Origin of the sequence: Escherichia sp. MOD1-EC5950, from assembly GCF_002965345.1 — a bacterium.
Taxonomy (GTDB): Bacteria; Pseudomonadota; Gammaproteobacteria; order Enterobacterales; family Enterobacteriaceae; genus Escherichia; species Escherichia marmotae.
In genome coordinates this window covers 1-19594 of the sequence record NZ_PTSR01000002.1, presented here as the reverse complement: position 1 = coordinate 19594, position 19594 = coordinate 1, and the positions used below count along the sequence as shown (strand labels likewise).

Sequence of the window (19594 nt, the reverse complement as noted above, 5' to 3'; positions counted from 1 at the left end):
CTATCGGATATAGCGATATAAAATATGACGAGAAAATTTGCATTCAACATTATATATATCATCGATGTTTTAGGTGATGAAGATCTTGACTCCTCGAGTGACATCAAAATTAACACCAATAGACCAGATGATATAACACTTAAAAGCAATACCGCTTCAAAACTATTTAAATCGATCTCAAGCTTGAAAGTCCCCATCCCCATTGTGTTTGTTAAGATCCATAATATCCCCATGCTAATATCTTTCTTTAAGGAGCTGGAAAAAGGAGTCATAAAAAAAGGTTTAATTCCGATAGTGCATTTTGAGTGTCATGGCTCACCCGATGAGGGAATGTTTTTCCCTGGCATTAAAAAGTATATATCCTGGAGTGAGATGAATGATCTGTTTTTAATGATAAACAAACATACAATGAATAATCTACTCGCCATAGTCGCTGGATGTGATAGTTTCAAATCAACAGAAAACATTGACTTTGCAAAAGGAAGTCCTTATGGCTGCTATATTGGCGCAAATAAAGTTACCGACGCAAGCATAATTAGTAGGTTTAAGGATTTTTACCGTTATATCTTTATATATAACGATTTCGATGGGGCTTGTGATCTTTTAGGTTCCGATTTTTCTATGGTTTTTTCATATGATATCTGTATGCAAAGATTCTTACTTCCGTTAGTTTTAAGTTATTTCGGAGAAGATAAAAAAGAGTTTGTTGAGTATACAATCAACCGCCTAATAGACAATGGGCAGCAGGGGTCTATAGGTGAAATAAGAAAATTAGCAAAATACAGGTTAAAGCATATTGATAAGTATTATGAACGTTCTGGCGTTCAATTTTTACATGGGCAAAGACCGCTTGCATTTACGGAATTAAAACGCATTGCGCTTGATCTTAAGGACAACCTCAGTGACGAGGCTAAATTCAATATCGAACTGAGGAATGCCATTAAATTGAAAAGAAATATAATCATGGGAAAAGGCGCCTGCTCCCGAAGTGCCAGACTTGCCGCGAGTGTACATCAAGAATGGTGAGATCGCTGTGATGAGGCTTGTAATGCAGCTTAAATCAGCAACCTCAAATGGCACGTCAGCGCCGTTTTTTAAATCCTCCATTTTATCCGCGATCGGGGATATCGCAGTATTTATCCCGTAGAGCGGATAAAATGCGTTTACAGATTGACTTTATCCTCACTAAAGGATAAAACTGAAAATATCCCCTAAAGCGGATAAAATTCTTGTGGATGTATGGCATGATGAGCTTTCCGATGATCTATAGCCCAACGCAATTAGCAAATGCAATGAAACTGGTTCGTCAGCAAAATGGCTGGACGCAGAGCGAGCTGGCGAAAAAAATCGGCATAAAACAGGCGACTATTTCCAATTTCGAAAATAACCCTGACAACACCACACTAACGACATTTTTTAAGATATTACAGTCACTTAATCTCTCGATGACGCTATGCGACACGAAAAATGACTCGCCAGAATCAACCGATCAGCAAGATCTGGAGTGGTAATGCCAAAACTTGTCACGTGGATGAACAACCAACGGGTAGGCGAGTTGACGAAGCTGACCAACGGTGCCCATACCTTTAAGTATGCGCCGGAGTGGTTGACCAACCGTTATGCCAGGCCATTGTCGCTTTCGCTGCCATTGCAGAGGGGGAATATCACCTCTGATGCTGTATTTAACTTCTTCGATAACCTGTTACCCGATAGCCCGATTGTACGCGACCGCATCGTTAAACGTTATCATGCTAAATCCAGGCAACCGTTTGATTTATTGTCAGAAATAGGGCGAGATAGCGTTGGCGCCGTGACGTTATTACCAGAAGACGAAACTGTGACGCGCCCAATAATGGTATGGGAAAAGCTTACTGAAGCCAGACTTGAAGAAGTATTAACGGCTTATAAAGCAGATATCCCGCTAGGCATGATTAGGGAGGAAAATGACTTTCGCATCTCGGTTGCTGGCGCGCAGGAGAAGACTGCGCTGCTCAGAATGGGCAATGACTGGTGCATTCCGAAAGGAATAACGCCGACGACGCATATCATTAAATTGCCGATTGGTGAAATCAGACAGCCCAATGCGACGCTCGATCTCAGTCAGAGTGTTGATAATGAGTATTACTGTCTGCTGCTGGCAAAAGAATTCGGGTTGAATGTTCCCGACGCAGAAATCATTAAAGCGGGAAGGGTGCGCGCGTTAGCGGTCGAACGCTTTGACAGACGCTGGAATACTGAACGAACGGTTTTACTTCGCTTGCCGCAGGAGGATATGTGTCAGACATTCGGTTTACCTTCATCGGTGAAATATGAATCTGACGGAGGCCCAGGCATCGCGCGGATCATGGCTTTTTTGATGGGGTCCAGCGAGGCGCTTCGCGATCGTTATGATTTTATGAAATTCCAGGTATTCCAGTGGTTGATTGGCTCGACAGACGGCCATGCGAAAAATTTCTCAGTGTTTATCCAGGCCGGTGGCAGTTATCGACTCACGCCATTTTACGACATCATTTCAGCATTTCCGGTATTGGGTGGCGCGGGAATACATATCAGCGATCTCAAACTGGCAATGGGGCTTAACGCATCCAAAGGCAGAAAAACGGAAATCGATAAAATATATCCGCGACATTTTTTGGCGACAGCAAAGGCACTGAAATTTCCGGAAGTGCAGATGCATGAAATCCTGAGTGACTTTGCCAGAATGATTCCCGCAGCATTGGATAACGTGAAGGCTTCATTACCGGCAGATTTTCCGGAGAACGTGTTGACGGCAATTGAAACCAATGTGTTGAGGTTGCACGGTCGGTTAAGCAGAGAATATGGAATTAAGTGAGATATGGGGTTTGGCCGGTTTTAGCGAGCAAGACAATCTCGACCGCGAAAAATGAGTCCGGTGAAGTACCGGCAGCATCCTGGGATCACAACATAACAGCCCAGGGAAACCTAGCCGCGCAACATTAGAATATTGCAGTTATAACCTTGGTGCGCATAATGTATATTATGTTAAATGAATAGTATCAGAATGCACTCAGCCACTGTGGCCACCTCATAGCGTGATGTTCATGACACCTCCCCCATGTTATTGGCCAAAACCACTTTTATGGCATTCACGATTACCCGGCAAAATGAAGATGCACTATCAATCGTTTGTTTAGCCTCGGGCATTTCTGTTTTTGATATACTCAAAGTCATTGTCGCAAGGAAAATGTGCAAAGTGACTAAAGATAAATGGAGAATGTTATGATCAGGCAGAAGATTTTACAGCAGCTCCTGGAGTGGATTGAGTGCAATCTCGATCACCCTATCTCAATCGAAGATATCGCACAGAAATCTGGCTACAGTAGACGCAATATTCAACTTCTGTTCAGAAACTTCATGCACATGCCCCTGGGATCATACATCCGCAAACGAAGACTTTGTCGGGCAGCCATTCTTGTCAGACTTACAGCTAAATCAATGCTTGATATTGCACTATCTTTGCATTTTGATTCACAGCAGTCATTCAGCCGCGAATTTAAAAAGTTGTTTGGATGTTCTCCCAGAGAATATCGGCTCCGTGACTTTTGGGATCTCACCAACATCTTGCCTCCTTTATTAACGCGTCAGTACCAAAAGACTGATTGCAGATTAATCAATTTACCTGAGACACGTATTTGGGGTAATTCATTTAAATATGACATTGAAATCTCTAACAAACCACCAGATGAAGAAGTAAAACTGCGGCGTAATCATTTATCCAGATGTCTTCAGAATTTGAAGACGGATATCTATTACGTCTCAACATATACACCATCTACAAAATCGGTAGATTTGCTCACAGTTGAAACCTTCGCCGGTACAGTATGCGACCATGCGGATACGGAGATGCCAAAGGAATGGATAACGGCTGGAGGGCTTTATGCCTCTTTCCGCTATGAAGGAGATTGGGAGTATTATGCGAACTGGGTGCGGAACCTCTATCTGATAGAACTGCCTGCCAGGGGGTTAGTCAGAGTAAACGGTTGTGATATCGAACGTTTTTACTGCAATGAAACTTTTGTAGAAAAGAATAACAACTATGTTGTTTGCGAAATTTTTATCCCCGTTCGCCCGGCTTAGCCTGCATCTATATCTCATTGAGGATTACCCTACCCTGCTACTGTCTAATCAGTATCAGGGTAGGTGTTCAGTAAATAATGGCGTTGCGTGTGTCAACGCCATTATTCTTTATTACAGCGAATTTTTCATACCTGGAGAAATTATTTTATTGCCTCCTCACCTTCTTCAGTAGCAGCCTCCACTGCGTTAATTGTCACCGTCACTGGCTGCATTTCGTACCCACCATACGTCAGAGTGTTGAATGTGAATGTATATACCCCTGGCTTAGTAGTACTGAATTTACGCGTGATTTTTCCGCTCACAAAATGATCGGCTTTCGATGGCAGGAACTGGTAATCATCCTCCGTCACCCCTTCCGGAGCCTGAATGTCGACCCACATACTCCCCCCAACAGGGTTGCCTGCCGACATCAGAGTGATCTCCAGTGTTGCGGTCGCCACCCCGTCTGCCACCAGAGACTCTACTCGTTCAGGAGAGACCGCAAGTACCGCATTTTTATCATCCGCGACGAATCTGGATTCGGCTGTTTTCGTCGATACCTGACCGTCAGTCCGATTCACTTTCGCGGTTAGCGTATATATCGCCGCTTTAGTGGTAGAGGCGGTGAATACAGCCTGCCCCTGCTCATTGGTTGTTGCAGTCCCGTTCGGCTCCAGGTCTAACGTTGCTGGCTCGGCGCTCAGCGTCACTTCACTATCTTTCACGATATTGTTATTGGCATCAGTAACCGTGACTTTATAAGTCTGTTTGGCTTTACCATCTGCCAGTGCGCGGTTGCCAATCACCTCAATGTTCGAGATGGTTGCCGTAGCCTTGTCGGCCACAAACGTGATGCTCTGCGCATCCGAAGTCTGGTCATTTCCTGCCGTGGCTGTGATTGCATACGTTCCTGCAACCACAGAAACAACACGCAGCCCGGCTTTACCTTCATCGTTAGTCTTCACCCAGGTACTCTCGTCATTAAGCGGTGTGACGCCCCGGGGAAGATTAAAGGCGACCATAGTTCCGGGAACAGGGTTGCCGTGTTTATCCTCAACAGTTGCCGTCAGCGTAAAGGCATCATTGCCGTTTGCTGCTTTTTGGGCGGTATCAACCTGAAGGCTTGCCTGGCCAGTTTTGGCATCCGCTTTGAACTTCACCGTGGCAGTCTTCTGGGAGTTTTTCACCGAAGCCGTGATTTTGTGTTCCCCGGCAACGGTTGATATCAGCTCAATATCGGCTTTACCTGCAGCATTCGTTGTTACCTTATTCCCCGTCTTACTGCTCACTCCCTCCGGCAGAGTCAGCGTTACAGTTTGATCCTGCAACGGGTTACCATAGGAATCCGTTACGGTCAGAGTAACCTTGTTGGCAGACTGTCCATCAGCCAGTTGGTTATCAACATTCACTGAAATATCGTGAATGTTAGCCTCAGATGCGTTACCCACAACGTTCAGCAATAGCGGTTGCGAAGCAGCATCTTTGCCATTCACCCGCGGCCAGATAACCAGTTGGCCGGCTGCAGAGCCTATAGTTAACGTCGTAACATAAGTGCCATCACTTTGTTCCGTCCAGGCTCCTGCCGAAGGTTGCTCCGTCCCTGTGCTGGCTGCGCCACTAATTTCTGGAGCATCAGGTTTCAGACCTCTGACTGGGTTACCGTTCGCATCCTTCGCCGTGAAGATCAGTTGTGTCGTTGTTTTGATCATCGGGGCATCGTTATCAGCTACGAACGTGGAGTTCACTAATGACATCTCCCCGGCGGCAATGGTGACAGAAACCGCCTGTTTCAGAGCGTCAGAGCCATCAACTCGCGGCATGATAGTCAGCTCACCAACTCCCGTTGCGCCAGCAGTCAGCACCGCCGTATAGGTTCCATTGCCCTTATCCGTCCACTGACTGACGGATGGACGCTGCTGGTTGATGTTGTATGCATCACCACCAAATTGTGGTGTTTCAGGCGTAATGCCGGTGATTGCGTTGCCGTATTTATCCGTCATCGTCAGCGTCAGTGTGACGCTTTCACCAACGGTAATCGACGTTTTCGATACCGTCATTTCCGCGTGGTCAACCGAAACAGTACCCGCTTTAACATTAATCGGAGTTGCCTTTGCTGTAGCGTTTTTGCCATCAATTTGCGGCATAATGTTCAACGCGCCTGCCCGTGTTCCCGAACGCAGAATAGCCGTGTATTCGCCGTTGCCTTTATGGCTCCAGCCTGTAACCGAACTACCAGACGCGGCATCACCGGAAAGCGATACGCCAAGTTTAGCAGTGTCGATATCGGTAAGCGCATTTCCAAACTGATCTCTGGCGGAGAAAGTCAGTTCCGTTGCGCTTTCAACAGCAAGAACGCTATCTTTTACCGTCAACGTTGAGTTAGAAACCGCCTGATCCCCCGCAACAACGGTCAACTGCGCAGCGTCGGTGGCTGCTGGCTGGCCGTTGAATAGCGGCATGATGTGAAGATCACCCGTCTTTCCGCCGGTAGTCAGCGTAGCAACATAGGAACCGTCGCCTTTCTCAGTCCAACTGGAAACGGTCGCTCCTTCAGACGCGGCACCCGTCAGACTTGCTGACAGGGAAAGACCGCTGATAGCGTTACCATGCGCATCTTTTGCCACAAGCGTCACTGTCGTGCTTTCCCCTGCTTTAATGCGATCCGCTGCAACGGATACTTTCGACTGGCCTGAAGATAAAGCATCAGCTACCACAGTCACTTTAGCCGCATTAGCTGCTGCATCCTGACCGTTGACCTTCGGCATAACAATTAATTCACCCGCCGTAGTACCCAGAGAAATTTGCGCGATCCACGTCCCGTCGCCATTATCCGTCCAGCCTGAGACTGAAGAACCCGCAGCGGCTGCACCCGTTAATGACGGTGTATCTGGAGTAAGGCCGGTCACTGGGTTGTCATAGGCATCTTTTGCCGCCCAGGTTACCGTAAGCGTGCCGCCAACCACCGGTTTATCCGGGTTCAGAGTGATGGTTGAGCGCGCTGCATCAAGCGGTCCGGCAACAAACTTCAGCGTTTGTTGTAACGTGCCCAACTGATACTGCTCGCTAAAGGCACGCACAACAATGTTTCCGGCACGGGTCGAAGAAACCGTGGCGCTGTAGACCCCCGGCTTTATCTCCGAAATGGTGCCAATGGTAACACCGCTGTTGTCCTGTGGAACAAAGCGCAAACGGCTGGCTTCTCCCTCCACCGGGTTGCCATCGGTATCCACCGCAGTAAGCGTCAACGTGTAAGATTTCTGACCATCGGCAATCACATCACCTGACGTCTCATTCACACTCAGAGTCGATTTTGTCACATCCATCATAGTGGCACGCAGTTCAGCCGTGACGGTTTTGCTCATGCCATCAACGCTCACAGTAATGGTTGCTTCACCTGATTGCGTACCGGTGGTGAAGACAGACTTGTACACCCCGGCTTCTGTTTCGGTGATCTCACCCAGTGTTGGCTGTGCCTGTGATTTAGCGGACTTAAGGGCCCGCGTTACGATGTTTCCGGCAGGTTTAAACGTCAGTTCAGTTTTGATCTGATCTTTCATGCCCGTGATTGGCTGTCCCTCGGCGTCTCGCAGAGACAGAACCAGCGGCTTTTGCGCACTCCCGTTAGCAAGCATTTGGATACGGCTCTGGCCATCAAGCGTTAACGTAGTACGATCGGCGCTCATACCCGCTCCGGTAATGACCACCGCTGTCTGCACGCGTTTCGAGGCATTGCCTTTGTTATCGTATGCGACCGCAGAGATCGCGTAATAATTGTCTTTGCCTGCACGATAAGCCGGGAGCGTCACTTGCCACTGGTTACCCTGACCGGTAATTTTACCGCCTGCGGCCAGCAAAGACGGCGCTTCCCATTGCACATTTTTCAGGCCGTGAGTTGCTTTGCTGACCACGAGGCCAAGAGACACCGTCTGCCCGCCCTTACCTTCAATACGGTCTGGCAAGGCAATACGGATCACCTCAGCTTTGCGATACTCAAGAACGATATTGTTATTACGTTCAACCAGATCATAGCGGCTGCCTGCCAGTACCCGACGCTCGCGAATGCTATCCGTATCGAGTTGTTTCTCCAGAGGTTCGCCAATCCGGTAGTTAACTTCCAGGCCAAAGCGAGTGTCATTCTGACCGCTCTTGCCCTGTTTGTGCTCTGCACTCAGTGTCAGAAGAGGCACTGGCGTATAGTTCACCTCGGCAGAAATGGCATGTGGATCTTTCTGGCGTTTATCTTTACCAAACAGACCTACCTCATCGCCATAATACTGTTCATACATCAGGCTTGCGCCAAGCTGCGGCCAGGCCGGTAAATAGCCCTCGGCGCGGATATCCCAACCATTAGCCGGACGCTCCTGATAATCCTCAATATCCGGCGATTTTTTCCAGCCAGATGCCCGGATATAACCGTTGGCGCTCAGTTTCAGATAATCGCGCCAGTATTCCGCACCAACACCAATGCGGGTATGGCTACGGGATAAATCATGATCGATAAATGTGTTCAGCCCCGCCATCCAGTCATTGCCTGAAAAATGACGCCAGCCGAAACCAATATTTGACTGAGTACGATCGTCGGTACGATGTATTGCCCCCTGAGTGAACAGCATATCTGTCGGGGTATCATAAATTGGATAAAGCATTTCCAGCGAAGAGTCCTTCAGCGAGAAATCTTTATCGGCATTCAATTTGACTCGAGCCGTACCATATTTGCCAAGCCACTCCTGGATTTCCTGAGTAGCCTTCGCTGTGGCCATTCCGGTAACAAAATTGCGTGTCGCATCGCTATCCGGCTGACTGCTTAAAAATTTACCGGCATTCGCGGCAAACGACGCGATGTTTTTGTCTGCATTATTGTCAGTAGCAACCGCAGTATTTTCCGTACTTAGACGTGGCAGAGCCGCATTATGCGCTCGCGCCGTCATTGTCGGTGTAAAGGTAACAGCCAGTGGGAAAAGAACCTGAATAGAGATGTTTGCCCACGCCACGCAGTGGGCCAGGGCTGAATAACGAAAACGTGGTTGTTTATAAGCCTTTTTTAAACGTGACATTGAGATAATTTCCTGATGAACGAATTAACGAACATAAGCAAACGCAAATAAAACGTTTGCTTGTCAGAAAAACCGGGTATTTCCCGGTTTCCTTTTCCGCAGAAAAGGAAATACCTTTATGAAAGAAAGCGCATCGTCACCCTGAATATTCAGTGGTTGCGACTACTCGCCGGATGACAGGGCCGGGATTATATTTTTGTTTGTGAGTGCAAATTTAGCTTTTTGTGCAAGCCGTAAAATATATTCTTACGTTCTATTTTTTTGCTAAAAAATCGCAGCAACTTCATTATTTAAACAGCGTGAGATGAAATATTTTTGTGGTAGAGCTAATTTGGCTTTTATTGATAGAAACATATTTCACAGTGATAAGGAGATAAAATAGCAAGAACATTTAAATTATAAAATAAAAGCATGCATTAGAACGCTTAATTAATAAAGTATCTATAAGCGCCCCTCTTTTTATCTTCCCGACGCATCAGTTTATATTGTGATGAACATCACAACTTTATGCACCGGAGTGGAAAGTTGCAATAAAAAATATGAAGCAATAATGTTTGTATTGCGCTCAACACCAAAAAATATCTAATCTTTTCAAGATGATAGTTATTTGGTGATCAGAATTTACTTAGTTAACATCTTTCATTTGTCAACCAATTATGGCCTTTAGTTTGCTTATTTTTAGTCAAATCTACTGTCCCTTAATGTGACTTACTTCACTTACATTCACTTATTTTTCTTCGTAAAATTACTTTGGAATTAAGTACAATAAAAAGAGGAAATTTTATGACGTCTGCACTAAAAAAAAGTGTTGTGAGCACATCCATATCCTTAATACTGGCATCAGGTATGGCCGGATTCGCGGCTCATGCAGCAGAAGATGTAAAACTGAAAGCAACAAAAACTAACGTGGCTTTTTCGGATTTTACGCCGACTGAATACAGTACCGAAGGAAAGCCGAATATTATCGTACTGACCATGGATGATCTTGGGTATGGACAACTACCGTTTGATAAAGGGTCTTTTGATCCAAAAACAATGGAAAACAGGGAAGTTGTCAATACCTACAAAATAGGTATTGATAAAGCCATCGAAGCGGCTCAAAAATCAACGCCAACTCTTCTTTCTTTAATGGATGAAGGTGTACGTTTTACTAATGGTTATGTCGCTCACGGTGTTTCTGGTCCATCCCGTGCTGCAATTATGACGGGCCGAGCGCCTGCCCGTTTTGGTGTTTACTCCAATACCGATGCTCAGGATGGTATTCCCCTGACAGAAACTTTCCTGCCCGAATTATTCCAGAATCATGGCTATTACACCGCGGCTGTGGGTAAATGGCATCTGTCTAAAATCAGTAATGTCCCGGTTCCGGAAGATAAACAAACCCGTGACTATCATGACAACTTCACCACATTCTCCGCGGAAGAATGGCAACCACAAAACCGCGGCTTCGATTACTTTATGGGGTTCCATGCAGCGGGAACAGCCTATTACAACTCACCTTCGCTGTTCAAAAATCGTGAACGCGTACCTGCAAAGGGTTATATCAGCGATCAGTTAACGGACGAAGCAATTGGTGTTGTTGACCGGGCTAAAGCACTCGACCAACCATTTATGCTTTATCTGGCTTATAACGCGCCGCATCTGCCGAATGACAATCCAGCACCGGAGCAATATCAGAAGCAATTCAATACCGGTAGCCAAACTGCAGATAATTACTACGCATCGGTTTACTCCGTCGATCAAGGTGTAAAACGGATTCTCGAACAGTTGAAGAAAAATGGTCAGTACGACAACACCATTATTCTCTTTACGTCTGATAATGGTGCGGTCATCGATGGCCCACTACCGCTAAATGGTGCGCAAAAAGGCTATAAGAGTCAGACTTATCCTGGCGGAACGCATACGCCGATGTTCATGTGGTGGAAAGGAAAACTTCAGCCAGGAAATTATGACAAGTTAATTTCTGCTATGGATTTCTACCCTACTGCTCTGGATGCTGCCGATATCAACATTCCAAAAGATCTTAAACTGGACGGCGTTTCATTACTCCCGTGGTTGCAAGATAAGAAGCAAGGCGAACCCCATAAAAACCTGACCTGGGTAACGTCCTACTCTCACTGGTTTGATGAGGAAAATATTCCATTCTGGGATAATTACCATAAATTTGTCCGCCATGAGTCAGATGATTATCCTCACAATCCGAATACCGAGGACTTAAGCCAGTTCTCTTATACGGTGAGAAATAATGATTACTCTCTTGTCTATACCGTGGAAAATAACCAGTTAGGTTTGTACAAACTCACCGATCTACAACAAAAAGAGAATCTCGCTGCTGCTAAACCACAAGTTGTTAAAGAGATGCAAGGTGTGGTAAGCGAGTTTATCAACAGCAGCCAACCGCCGCTTAGTCAGGTGAATCAGGAGAAGTTTAACAATATTAAGAAAGCACTTAGCGATGCCAAATAACTAACCCCTTATGCGGCGGAGATTTTCCGCCGCCTTATTGAGTGAGATAGCAATGCACGTGACAGCCAAGCCCTCCAGTTTTCAATGTAATCTCAAATGTGATTACTGTTTTTATCTTGAAAAAGAGTCGCAATTTAGTCATGAAAAATGGATGGATGACAGCACTCTGAAAGAGTTCATTAAACAATACATTGCTGCCTCAGGTGATCAGGTCTATTTTACCTGGCAAGGTGGCGAACCTACTCTCGCGGGTCTTGATTTTTTTCGTAAGGTTATTCACTACCAACAACGCTATGCTGGGGGAAAAGGTATTCATAATGCGTTACAAACCAATGGTATTTTATTGAATAATGAATGGTGCGCCTTTCTCAAAGAGCATAAGTTTCTGGTCGGTATTTCAATTGATGGCCCGCAAGAATTACATGATCGTTACAGACGCAGTAATTCGGGTAATGGGACATTTGAAAAAGTCATGACGGCAATTGATCGTCTGAAGAAGTATAAGGTTGAGTTTAATACGCTAACTGTCATTAACAATATTAACGTCCAACATCCTCTTGAGGTTTATAACTTTTTAAAATCTATCGGTAGTAAGCATATGCAGTTTATAGAACTACTGGAGACGGGGACACCGAATGTAGATTTTACGGGCAATGGTGAGAATACGTTCAGTATCATCGATTTTTCTGTTCCACCCACCGCCTATGGCAAGTTTATGTCAGCTATTTTTATGCAGTGGGTTAAAAATGATGTTGGTGAAATATTCATCCGCCAGTTTGAAAGTTTTGTCAGCCGTTTTCTGGGAAATGGGCATACTAGCTGTATTTTCCAGGAGTCATGTAAAGACAATCTGGTAGTGGAAAGTAATGGTGATATTTATGAATGCGATCATTTTGTCTACCCGCAATATAAAATTGGCAACATCAATAACGCTGCACTAAAAATGATGAAAAGCGTGCAGTTGACTGCACAAAAAAAGTTGATATCAAAAAAATGCCAGCAATGTGTTTACAAGCCAATTTGTAATGGTGGTTGTCCTAAACATCGCATCACAAAAGTGAATAATGAGGTAGTATCGTACTTCTGTGAAGGTTATAAAATCCTATTTACAACTATGGTGCCATATATGAATGCAATGGTTGAACTCGCTAAAAATAAAGTCCCCCTTTATCACATTATGGATGTCGCAAAACGAATGGAGAGTAATAAATAATACTCCTGCATTCACTCCGGTCATATCATCCTTCTTACGACTTCAGCAGAACACCCGGCACAGACTCAGGCCGGGGGGTTCAGCCATCATTATCTGTTGTTCTGGAGGAGCGTCTTCAGACATGCTTTTGCAATACTCTTGATAATCAAGGGCATGAAAGTAACCAGTACAACAATAATTATCAATATATATCATATAGTTACAGACACTTAAGTAAATTTCATCAGTAAATCATTGCTATAGCCAATCATTGGGTGGCACAATCAAATTTCGTTAATGATAATTGTTCCCATTACCATTTGTATGCTAATTGCAAAGTACCTCTGCTTGCTGAAGCCTTTTTGGCTACGTAAGAATAATAAAACTTCAGTATTATTAATCATTATTATCCTCGCCATGATCCTTGGCGTGGTTAAAATTCAGGTCTGGTTGAATGACTGGAACAATGATTTTTTCAATGCGCTAAGCCAGAAAGAAACCGATAAACTTTGGCAGCTTGTCCTGTGGTTTCCTGCTCTGCTGGGGATCTTCGTATTAATATCCGTTAACAAAACATGGTTAATTAAACTACTGACTATTCGCTGGCGCGAATGGTTAACAGATTACTACCTCAATCGTTGGTTTACAGATAAAAACTACTACTTCACACAGATCTACGGCGAGGATAAGAATACCGATAATCCTGACCAACGTATCGCTGAAGATATCCTTCTATTGATCAGCAAAACACTTAGCCTTTCATTCGGATTCATTCAGTCACTGAGTATGCTGATTACCTTCACCGTTATTCTGTGGCAAAGCGCGGGGACACTCTCATTCACGGTTGGTGGAACGGAGTGGAATATCCAGGGTTATATGGTTTATACCGTCGTGCTCATTGTTATTGGTGGCACGTTGTTTACCCATAAAGTGGGTAAACGTATCCGCCCGCTTAATGTGGAGAAGCAACGTAGCGAAGCGACTTTTAGAACTAACCTTGTGCAGCATAATAAGCAAGCGGAGTTAATTGCGTTAAGCAATGCTGAAACGCTGCAACGTCAGGAGTTGAGCGACAATTTTCATACAATAAAAGACAACTGGCACCGTTTAATGAATCGTCAGCGTTGGCTTGACTATTGGCAGAATGTTTATTCACGCTCGCTTAGTGTTCTCCCCTACTTTCTATTGCTACCGCAGTTTATCAGCGGGCAGATCAATTTAGGTGGGCTGATGAAATCACGTCAGGCATTTATGTTGGTATCCAACAATCTGAGTTGGTTTATTTATAAATACGATGAACTTGCAGAGCTGGCAGCGGTTATCGATCGGTTGTATGAATTTCATCAACTTACTGAACAGCGCCCGACAAATAAACCCAAAAATTGCGATCATGCCGTTCAGGTTGCTGATGCCAGTATCCGTACCCCCGATAATAAAGTCATATTAGAAAACCTGAACTTTCATGTTTCTCCAGGTAAATGGCTACTGCTGAAAGGATACTCTGGTGCGGGAAAAACAACGCTGCTTAAAACATTATCCCACTGCTGGCCGTGGTTTAAAGGTGATATTTCTTCTCCTGCAGACAGTTGGTATGTGTCACAAACGCCGTTAATCAAAACCGGCTTACTGAAAGAGAACATTTGTAAAGCACTTCCGCACCCTATAGACGATGAGCCGTTGAGCGAGGTGTTGCATCAGGTTGGGCTGGGTAAATTGGCTACGCGCATTAATAACCACGATCGTTGGGGAGATATTCTTTCCAGCGGCGAAAAACAACGTATTGCGCTGGCTCGGTTAATTTTACGACGTCCGAAATGGATATTTCTCGACGAAGCAACGTCACATCTGGAGGAGCAAGAGGCTATCCATTTACTGCGTTTAGTGCGCGAAAAATTACCTGAAAGCGGTGTGATTATGGTGACCCATCAGCCTGGTGTTTGGGATCTGGCGGATGATATTTGTGACATTAGCGCGGTTTTATAAAAACGATAAATGCCCTGCTATACGGAGATAAAAATAAATGAAGCGAGTTCTTATTTCTGGCGTCATTTTATGTGGCGCTGGCGCTGATATGGCGCAGGCCGTCGACGACAAAGACAAGTATATGCCTGTTTTTGAAGAGATGACAGTCTATGCTCCTGTCCCTGTGCCCGTAAACGGTAACACGCATTACACCAGTGAAAGCATCGAGCGTTTACCGACAGGTAATGGCAATATCAGCGATTTATTAAAAACAAACCCAGCGGTGCGTATGAATTCAACGCAAAGCACCTCGTTGAATCAGGGGGAGATCCGCCCGGAGAAAATATCCATTCACGGTGCATCGCCCTACCAGAATGCTTATTTGATTGATGGTATTAGCGCCACCAATAACCTGAACCCGGCGAATGAATCGGATGCCAGCAGTGCAACCAATATTAGCGGGATGTCACAGGGTTATTATCTTGATGTCAGCTTACTGGACAATGTCACGCTTTATGACAGTTTTGTTCCGGTTGAATTTGGTCACTTTAATGGTGGAGTGATAGATGCAAAGATCAAACGCTTTAATGCTGATGATGACAGCGTAAAGCTGAGTTATCGCACAACGCGTTCGGACTGGTTAACGTCTCATATCGATGAGAATAACAAGAATGCATTTAACCAGGGGTCTTCAGGAAGTACTTATTATTCTCCCGACTTTAAAAAGAACTTTTACACCTTGTCATTTAATCAGGAACTCACTGATAACTTTGGCGTGACTGCTGGTTTCTCCCGCCGCCAGTCTGACATTATCCGCGCAGATTATGTTTCGAATGACGGTATTGTTGCAGGTCGGGCGCAGTATAAAAACGTTATCGATACAGCATTAAGTAAATTTACCTGGTTTGCCAGTGAGCGTTTTACCCACGATTTAACCTTTAAATATACCGGTTCTCGCCGGGATTATAATACCAGCACCTTCCCCGAGTCTGACCGCGAAATGGGCAACAAATCTTATGGCCTGGCATGGGATATGGACACACAACTCGTATGGGCCAAACTGCATACCACTGTCGGCTGGGATCATATCAGTGACTATACCCGTCACGACCATGACATTTGGTACACCGAACTCTCATGCACATATGGTGATATTACAGGACGTTGCACCCGTGGCGGGCTGGGGCATATTTCGCAGGCTGTTGATAATTACACCTTCAAAACACGACTTGACTGGCAAAAAGTTGAAGTGGGCAATTTCTCGCATCAGCCTTACTTCGGTGCGGAATACATCTATTCCGATGCATGGACGGAACGTCATAATCAGTCTGAATCTTATGTAATTAATGCCGCAGGAAAGAAAACTAACCATACCATTTACCATAAAGGTAAAGGTAGCCTTGGAATTGACAACTACACGCTGTACATCGCGGATCGTATTAGCTGGCGCAATGTGTCGCTGATGCCTGGCGTGCGTTATGACTATGACAACTACCTGTCAAACCACAATATCTCTCCCCGCTTTATGACGGAATGGGATATTTTCGCTGATCAAACCTCAATAATTACCGCCGGATATAACCGCTATTATGGCGGAAATATTCTCGATATGGGGTTACGAGACATCCGTAATAGTTGGACAGAATCAATTTCAGGCAATAAAACGCTCACCCGTTATCAGGATTTGAAAACACCCTATAATGACGAACTGGCAATAGGTTTGCAGCAAAAGATCGGTAATAACGTTATTGCGCGGGCAAACTATGTTTACCGTGAGGCGCATGATCAAATCAGTAAAAGTAGTCGTACCTACCGAGGAATGGCGCGCGCATCAGGATGTTAAATGGCGCACATCTCAGGCGCGTCGCCCTTTCCTGTTGGCAAATACACGCAATTTAGACCGTGAACCGATCGGTTTGATGGATATTGTCGCAACGGTCGCGCCGGAACAACTGCGCCAATTTTATCAACGCTGGTATCAGCCGAATAATATGACCTTTATCGTCGTTGGTGATATCGACAGTAAAGAAGCGCTGGCGTTGATAAAGGAAAATTTAGGTAAACTTCCGGCAAACAAAGCGGCTGAAAATCGCGTATGGCCAACGGAAGCAGAAAACCGCCGGCGCTTTAATATCATTAATGATAAAGAAAATCGGGTGAACGGTATCGCACTCTATTATCGCATGCCAATGGTTCAGGTGACCGATGAACAAAGCTTTGTCGAACAGGCAGAATGGAGCATGTTGGTTCAGTTGTTTAATCAGCGATTACTGGAACGGATCCAGTCCGGTGAGTTGAAGACTATTTCCGGTGGCACCGCGCGCAGTATTAAAATTGCGCCTGATTATCAGTCGCTGTTTTTCCGTGTAAATGCGCGGGACGATAATATGCAGGATGCTGCGAATGCATTAATGGCAGAACTGGCAACTATCGACCAACATGGTTTTTCCGTTGCAGAGCTTGATGATGTAAAAGCCACCCGTCTGACCTGGCTGAAAAATGCGGCTGAGCAACAGGCTGAACGCGATCTGCGGATGCTGACCAGCCGCCTGGCATCCAGCTCGTTAAATAATACGCCATTCCTTTCACCGGAAGAGACATACCAGCTTTCTAAACGCCTGTGGCCACAAATTACCGTGCAAAGCCTGGCGAAAAAATGGCAGCAATTAAGAAAGAACCAGGACACATTTTGGGAACAAATGGTCAACAATGATACTGCAGCCCAAAATGCATTATCTCCTGCAGCCATTACGGCGCTGGAAAATGAATATGCCAACAAGAAACTGGCGGCTTATGTCTTCCCTGGCAGAAATTTATCTTTAACGGTAAACGCTGATCCACAAGCAAAAATAACCAGCCAAAAAAGACTGGCTGAAAATCTGACGTCACTGACCCTTTCTAATGGCGCAAACGTCATTCTGGCAAAATCTACGGGCGAAGAAGAAAAGCTGCAAATTATTGCCGTCTCTGATAAAGGCGATTTGAGTTTCCCTGCGGGACAAAAATCACTTATTGCGCTGGCAAATAAAGCCGTTAGCGGTAGCGGAGTTGGCGATCTCTCCTCTTCCAGCCTGAAACGCTGGAGCGCAGAAAACTCAGTGACCATGAGCAGTAAAGTCAGTGGCTTGAATACACTACTGTCTGTTAGCGCACGGGCTAATAATCCTGAACCCGGTTTTCAGTTAATTAACCAGCGGATCACCCGCAGCACAATTAACGACAACATTTGGTCATCGTTACAAAATGCTCAAATTCAAGCGTTGAGAACGCTCGATCAACGCCCGGCAGAGAAATTCGCTCAGCAGATGTACGAAACACGCTATGCCGATGAGCGCACGAAATTACTGCAAGAAAAACAGATTGCACAGTTTTCTGCCGCAGACGCATTGGCTGCCGATCGTCAGTTGTTTTCTTCCCCAGCAGATATCACTTTTGTGATTGTCGGTAATGTGGCAGAAGACAAACTCCTGCCGTTAATTACGCGTTACTTAGGATCAATCAAACGTTCTGATTCAGCATTGGCTGCAGGTAAACCATTAACCCGCGCGACGGATAACGCGGCTGTTACTGTAAAAGAACAAAATGAACCTGTAGCACAAGTTTCACAGTGGACGCGGTATGATCCCCGGACACCTATTAACCTGGCGACACGCATGGCACTGGATGCATTCAACGTCGCATTGGCAAAAGATCTGCGGATAAATATTCGTGAACAGGCATCCGGAGCATACAGCGTTTCTTCTCGTCTCTCGGTTGATCCTAAGGCCAAAGATATCAGCCATTTGCTGGCTTTCACCTGTCAACCTGAACGTCATAGCGAACTGTTAACATTGGCGAATGAGGTAATGACTAAACGTCTGACTAAAGGGATCAGTCAGCAAGAGCTGGACGAATATCAGCAAAATATTCAACGCAGCCTCGATATTCAGCAAAATAGCGTTCAGCAATTAGCGAACACTATTGTGAATAGTATTATTCAATATGATGATCCTGCTGTGTGGATGACGCAGGAGAAAGTGTTAAAGAATATGACTGTGGAAAATGTTAATGCTACAGTTAAAGAATATCTGAGTAAACCCGCGAATACCTACACTGGAGTATTGCTGCCAAAATAATAACTTACCCCCGCCAACTTTGTTGGCGGGGTATTCTGTATAATTAACGTGTTTGTTTGACAACCTTTGAAAGTTTTTCAAAAAATTAACCGCGAACTAATAATGATATTTTAAAGGCCAATTTTTATGTGATAATTTCGGAGGGTAAGAGAACGGACTAAAATAACAATAAAAAGAGTGATATTATCATTGATTATCTTCCTATCTTATTGTTTTTACTTGTCAAAATAAAAAATCCATTTTCAAACAACAAAATAAAATTAGGATTTTGTTATTTGAAACCGAGGCCTTTACGCTTGCTTACTTTATCAATAAATCCTACTTTTTTTAATGCGTTCCAATCATTTTAAGGAGTTTGAAATGGATAAGAAGCAAGTAACGGATTTAAGGTCTGAACTACTCGATTCACGTTTTGGCGCAAAGGCAATTTCCACTATCGCGGAATCGAAACGTTTTCCGCTGCATGAAATGCGCGATGATATCGCCTTCCAGATTATCAATGATGAATTATACCTGGATGGCAATGCCCGACAAAACCTCGCCACATTTTGTCAGACCTGGGACGATGAAAATGTTCATAAGCTGATGGATCTGTCGATCAATAAAAACTGGATCGATAAAGAAGAATATCCGCAGTCCGCAGCAATTGATCTGCGTTGCGTAAACATGGTTGCTGATCTGTGGCACGCGCCTGCGCCGAAAAACGGTCAGGCCGTTGGCACCAACAC

At 44.9% G+C, this 19594-nt stretch carries 9 protein-coding genes and 2 pseudogenes; 10 read left to right on the top strand and 1 reads right to left on the bottom strand.

What is annotated here, in order from left to right:
• Window positions 1-24: 24 nt before the first annotated feature.
• The 4 genes from BEA93_RS02260 to BEA93_RS02245 all read left to right on the top strand — a co-directional run bounded on the left by BEA93_RS02260 (window position 25) and on the right by BEA93_RS02245 (window position 4098).
• The gene (locus BEA93_RS02260) at window positions 25-1026 is read left to right on the top strand and encodes a hypothetical protein (RefSeq protein ID WP_105224334.1); all 1002 of its coding nucleotides are present in this window, start codon (window positions 25-27) and stop codon (window positions 1024-1026) included.
• 218 nt (window positions 1027-1244) lie between these two features.
• Window positions 1245-1511 carry a type II toxin-antitoxin system antitoxin HipB gene (hipB, locus tag BEA93_RS02255; protein WP_001516368.1) on the top strand — a complete coding sequence of 89 codons (267 nt, stop codon included), beginning with the start codon at window positions 1245-1247 and terminating at the stop codon, window positions 1509-1511.
• On the top strand, window positions 1511-2833 hold the full coding sequence (gene hipA / locus BEA93_RS02250; RefSeq protein WP_105224335.1) for a type II toxin-antitoxin system serine/threonine protein kinase toxin HipA: 1323 nt from the start codon (window positions 1511-1513) through the stop codon (window positions 2831-2833). The genes hipB and hipA overlap by 1 nt, the downstream gene beginning before the upstream one ends.
• A gap of 407 nt (window positions 2834-3240) precedes the next feature.
• Window positions 3241-4098, top strand: a complete 858-nt coding sequence (locus BEA93_RS02245) for a helix-turn-helix domain-containing protein (protein WP_001516370.1) — start codon at window positions 3241-3243, stop codon at window positions 4096-4098.
• A 140-nt stretch (window positions 4099-4238) separates the two neighbouring features.
• Here BEA93_RS02245 and BEA93_RS02235 read toward each other — a convergent pair whose 3' ends face one another.
• Window positions 4239-9131, bottom strand: coding sequence for an invasin domain 3-containing protein (locus tag BEA93_RS02235; protein ID WP_105224337.1), 4893 nt, complete (start codon window positions 9129-9131; stop codon window positions 4239-4241).
• Between the two features lie 783 nt (window positions 9132-9914).
• Between BEA93_RS02235 and BEA93_RS02225 the strand changes: the two genes are divergently transcribed.
• From BEA93_RS02225 to BEA93_RS02200, 6 genes and pseudogenes are all read left to right on the top strand, one after another.
• Window positions 9915-11597: a sulfatase-like hydrolase/transferase gene (locus tag BEA93_RS02225; RefSeq protein WP_001516373.1), complete on the top strand. Its 1683-nt coding sequence runs from the start codon at window positions 9915-9917 to the stop codon at window positions 11595-11597.
• Window positions 11598-11649: 52 nt separating this feature from the next.
• On the top strand, window positions 11650-12810 hold the full coding sequence (locus tag BEA93_RS02220) for an anaerobic sulfatase maturase (protein WP_105224338.1): 1161 nt from the start codon (window positions 11650-11652) through the stop codon (window positions 12808-12810).
• Window positions 12811-13086: 276 nt separating this feature from the next.
• Window positions 13087-14772: an ABC transporter ATP-binding protein/permease gene (locus tag BEA93_RS02215; protein WP_105224339.1), complete on the top strand. Its 1686-nt coding sequence runs from the start codon at window positions 13087-13089 to the stop codon at window positions 14770-14772.
• Window positions 14773-14809: 37 nt separating this feature from the next.
• A pseudogene (locus tag BEA93_RS02210) lies at window positions 14810-16561 on the top strand (TonB-dependent receptor plug domain-containing protein); the annotation flags it as partial.
• Window positions 16557-18866: pseudogene (locus BEA93_RS02205) on the top strand (M16 family metallopeptidase); the annotation flags it as partial. The pseudogenes BEA93_RS02210 and BEA93_RS02205, both read left to right, overlap by 5 nt.
• 360 nt (window positions 18867-19226) lie before the next feature.
• Window positions 19227-19594: pyridoxal-dependent decarboxylase (locus BEA93_RS02200; protein WP_236942287.1), on the top strand; the 368-nt coding region annotated here is incomplete at its 3' end.

Coding starts and splice junctions, on each gene's coding strand:
- BEA93_RS02225 (WP_001516373.1), top strand. CDS start 9,915: ATGACGTCTGCACTAAAAAAAAGTGTTGTGAGCACATCCATATCCTTA.
- BEA93_RS02260 (WP_105224334.1), top strand. CDS start 25: ATGACGAGAAAATTTGCATTCAACATTATATATATCATCGATGTTTTA.
- hipA (WP_105224335.1), top strand. CDS start 1,511: ATGCCAAAACTTGTCACGTGGATGAACAACCAACGGGTAGGCGAGTTG.
- BEA93_RS02235 (WP_105224337.1), bottom strand. CDS start 9,131: ATGTCACGTTTAAAAAAGGCTTATAAACAACCACGTTTTCGTTATTCA.
- BEA93_RS02215 (WP_105224339.1), top strand. CDS start 13,087: ATGATAATTGTTCCCATTACCATTTGTATGCTAATTGCAAAGTACCTC.
- hipB (WP_001516368.1), top strand. CDS start 1,245: ATGATGAGCTTTCCGATGATCTATAGCCCAACGCAATTAGCAAATGCA.
- BEA93_RS02245 (WP_001516370.1), top strand. CDS start 3,241: ATGATCAGGCAGAAGATTTTACAGCAGCTCCTGGAGTGGATTGAGTGC.
- BEA93_RS02220 (WP_105224338.1), top strand. CDS start 11,650: ATGCACGTGACAGCCAAGCCCTCCAGTTTTCAATGTAATCTCAAATGT.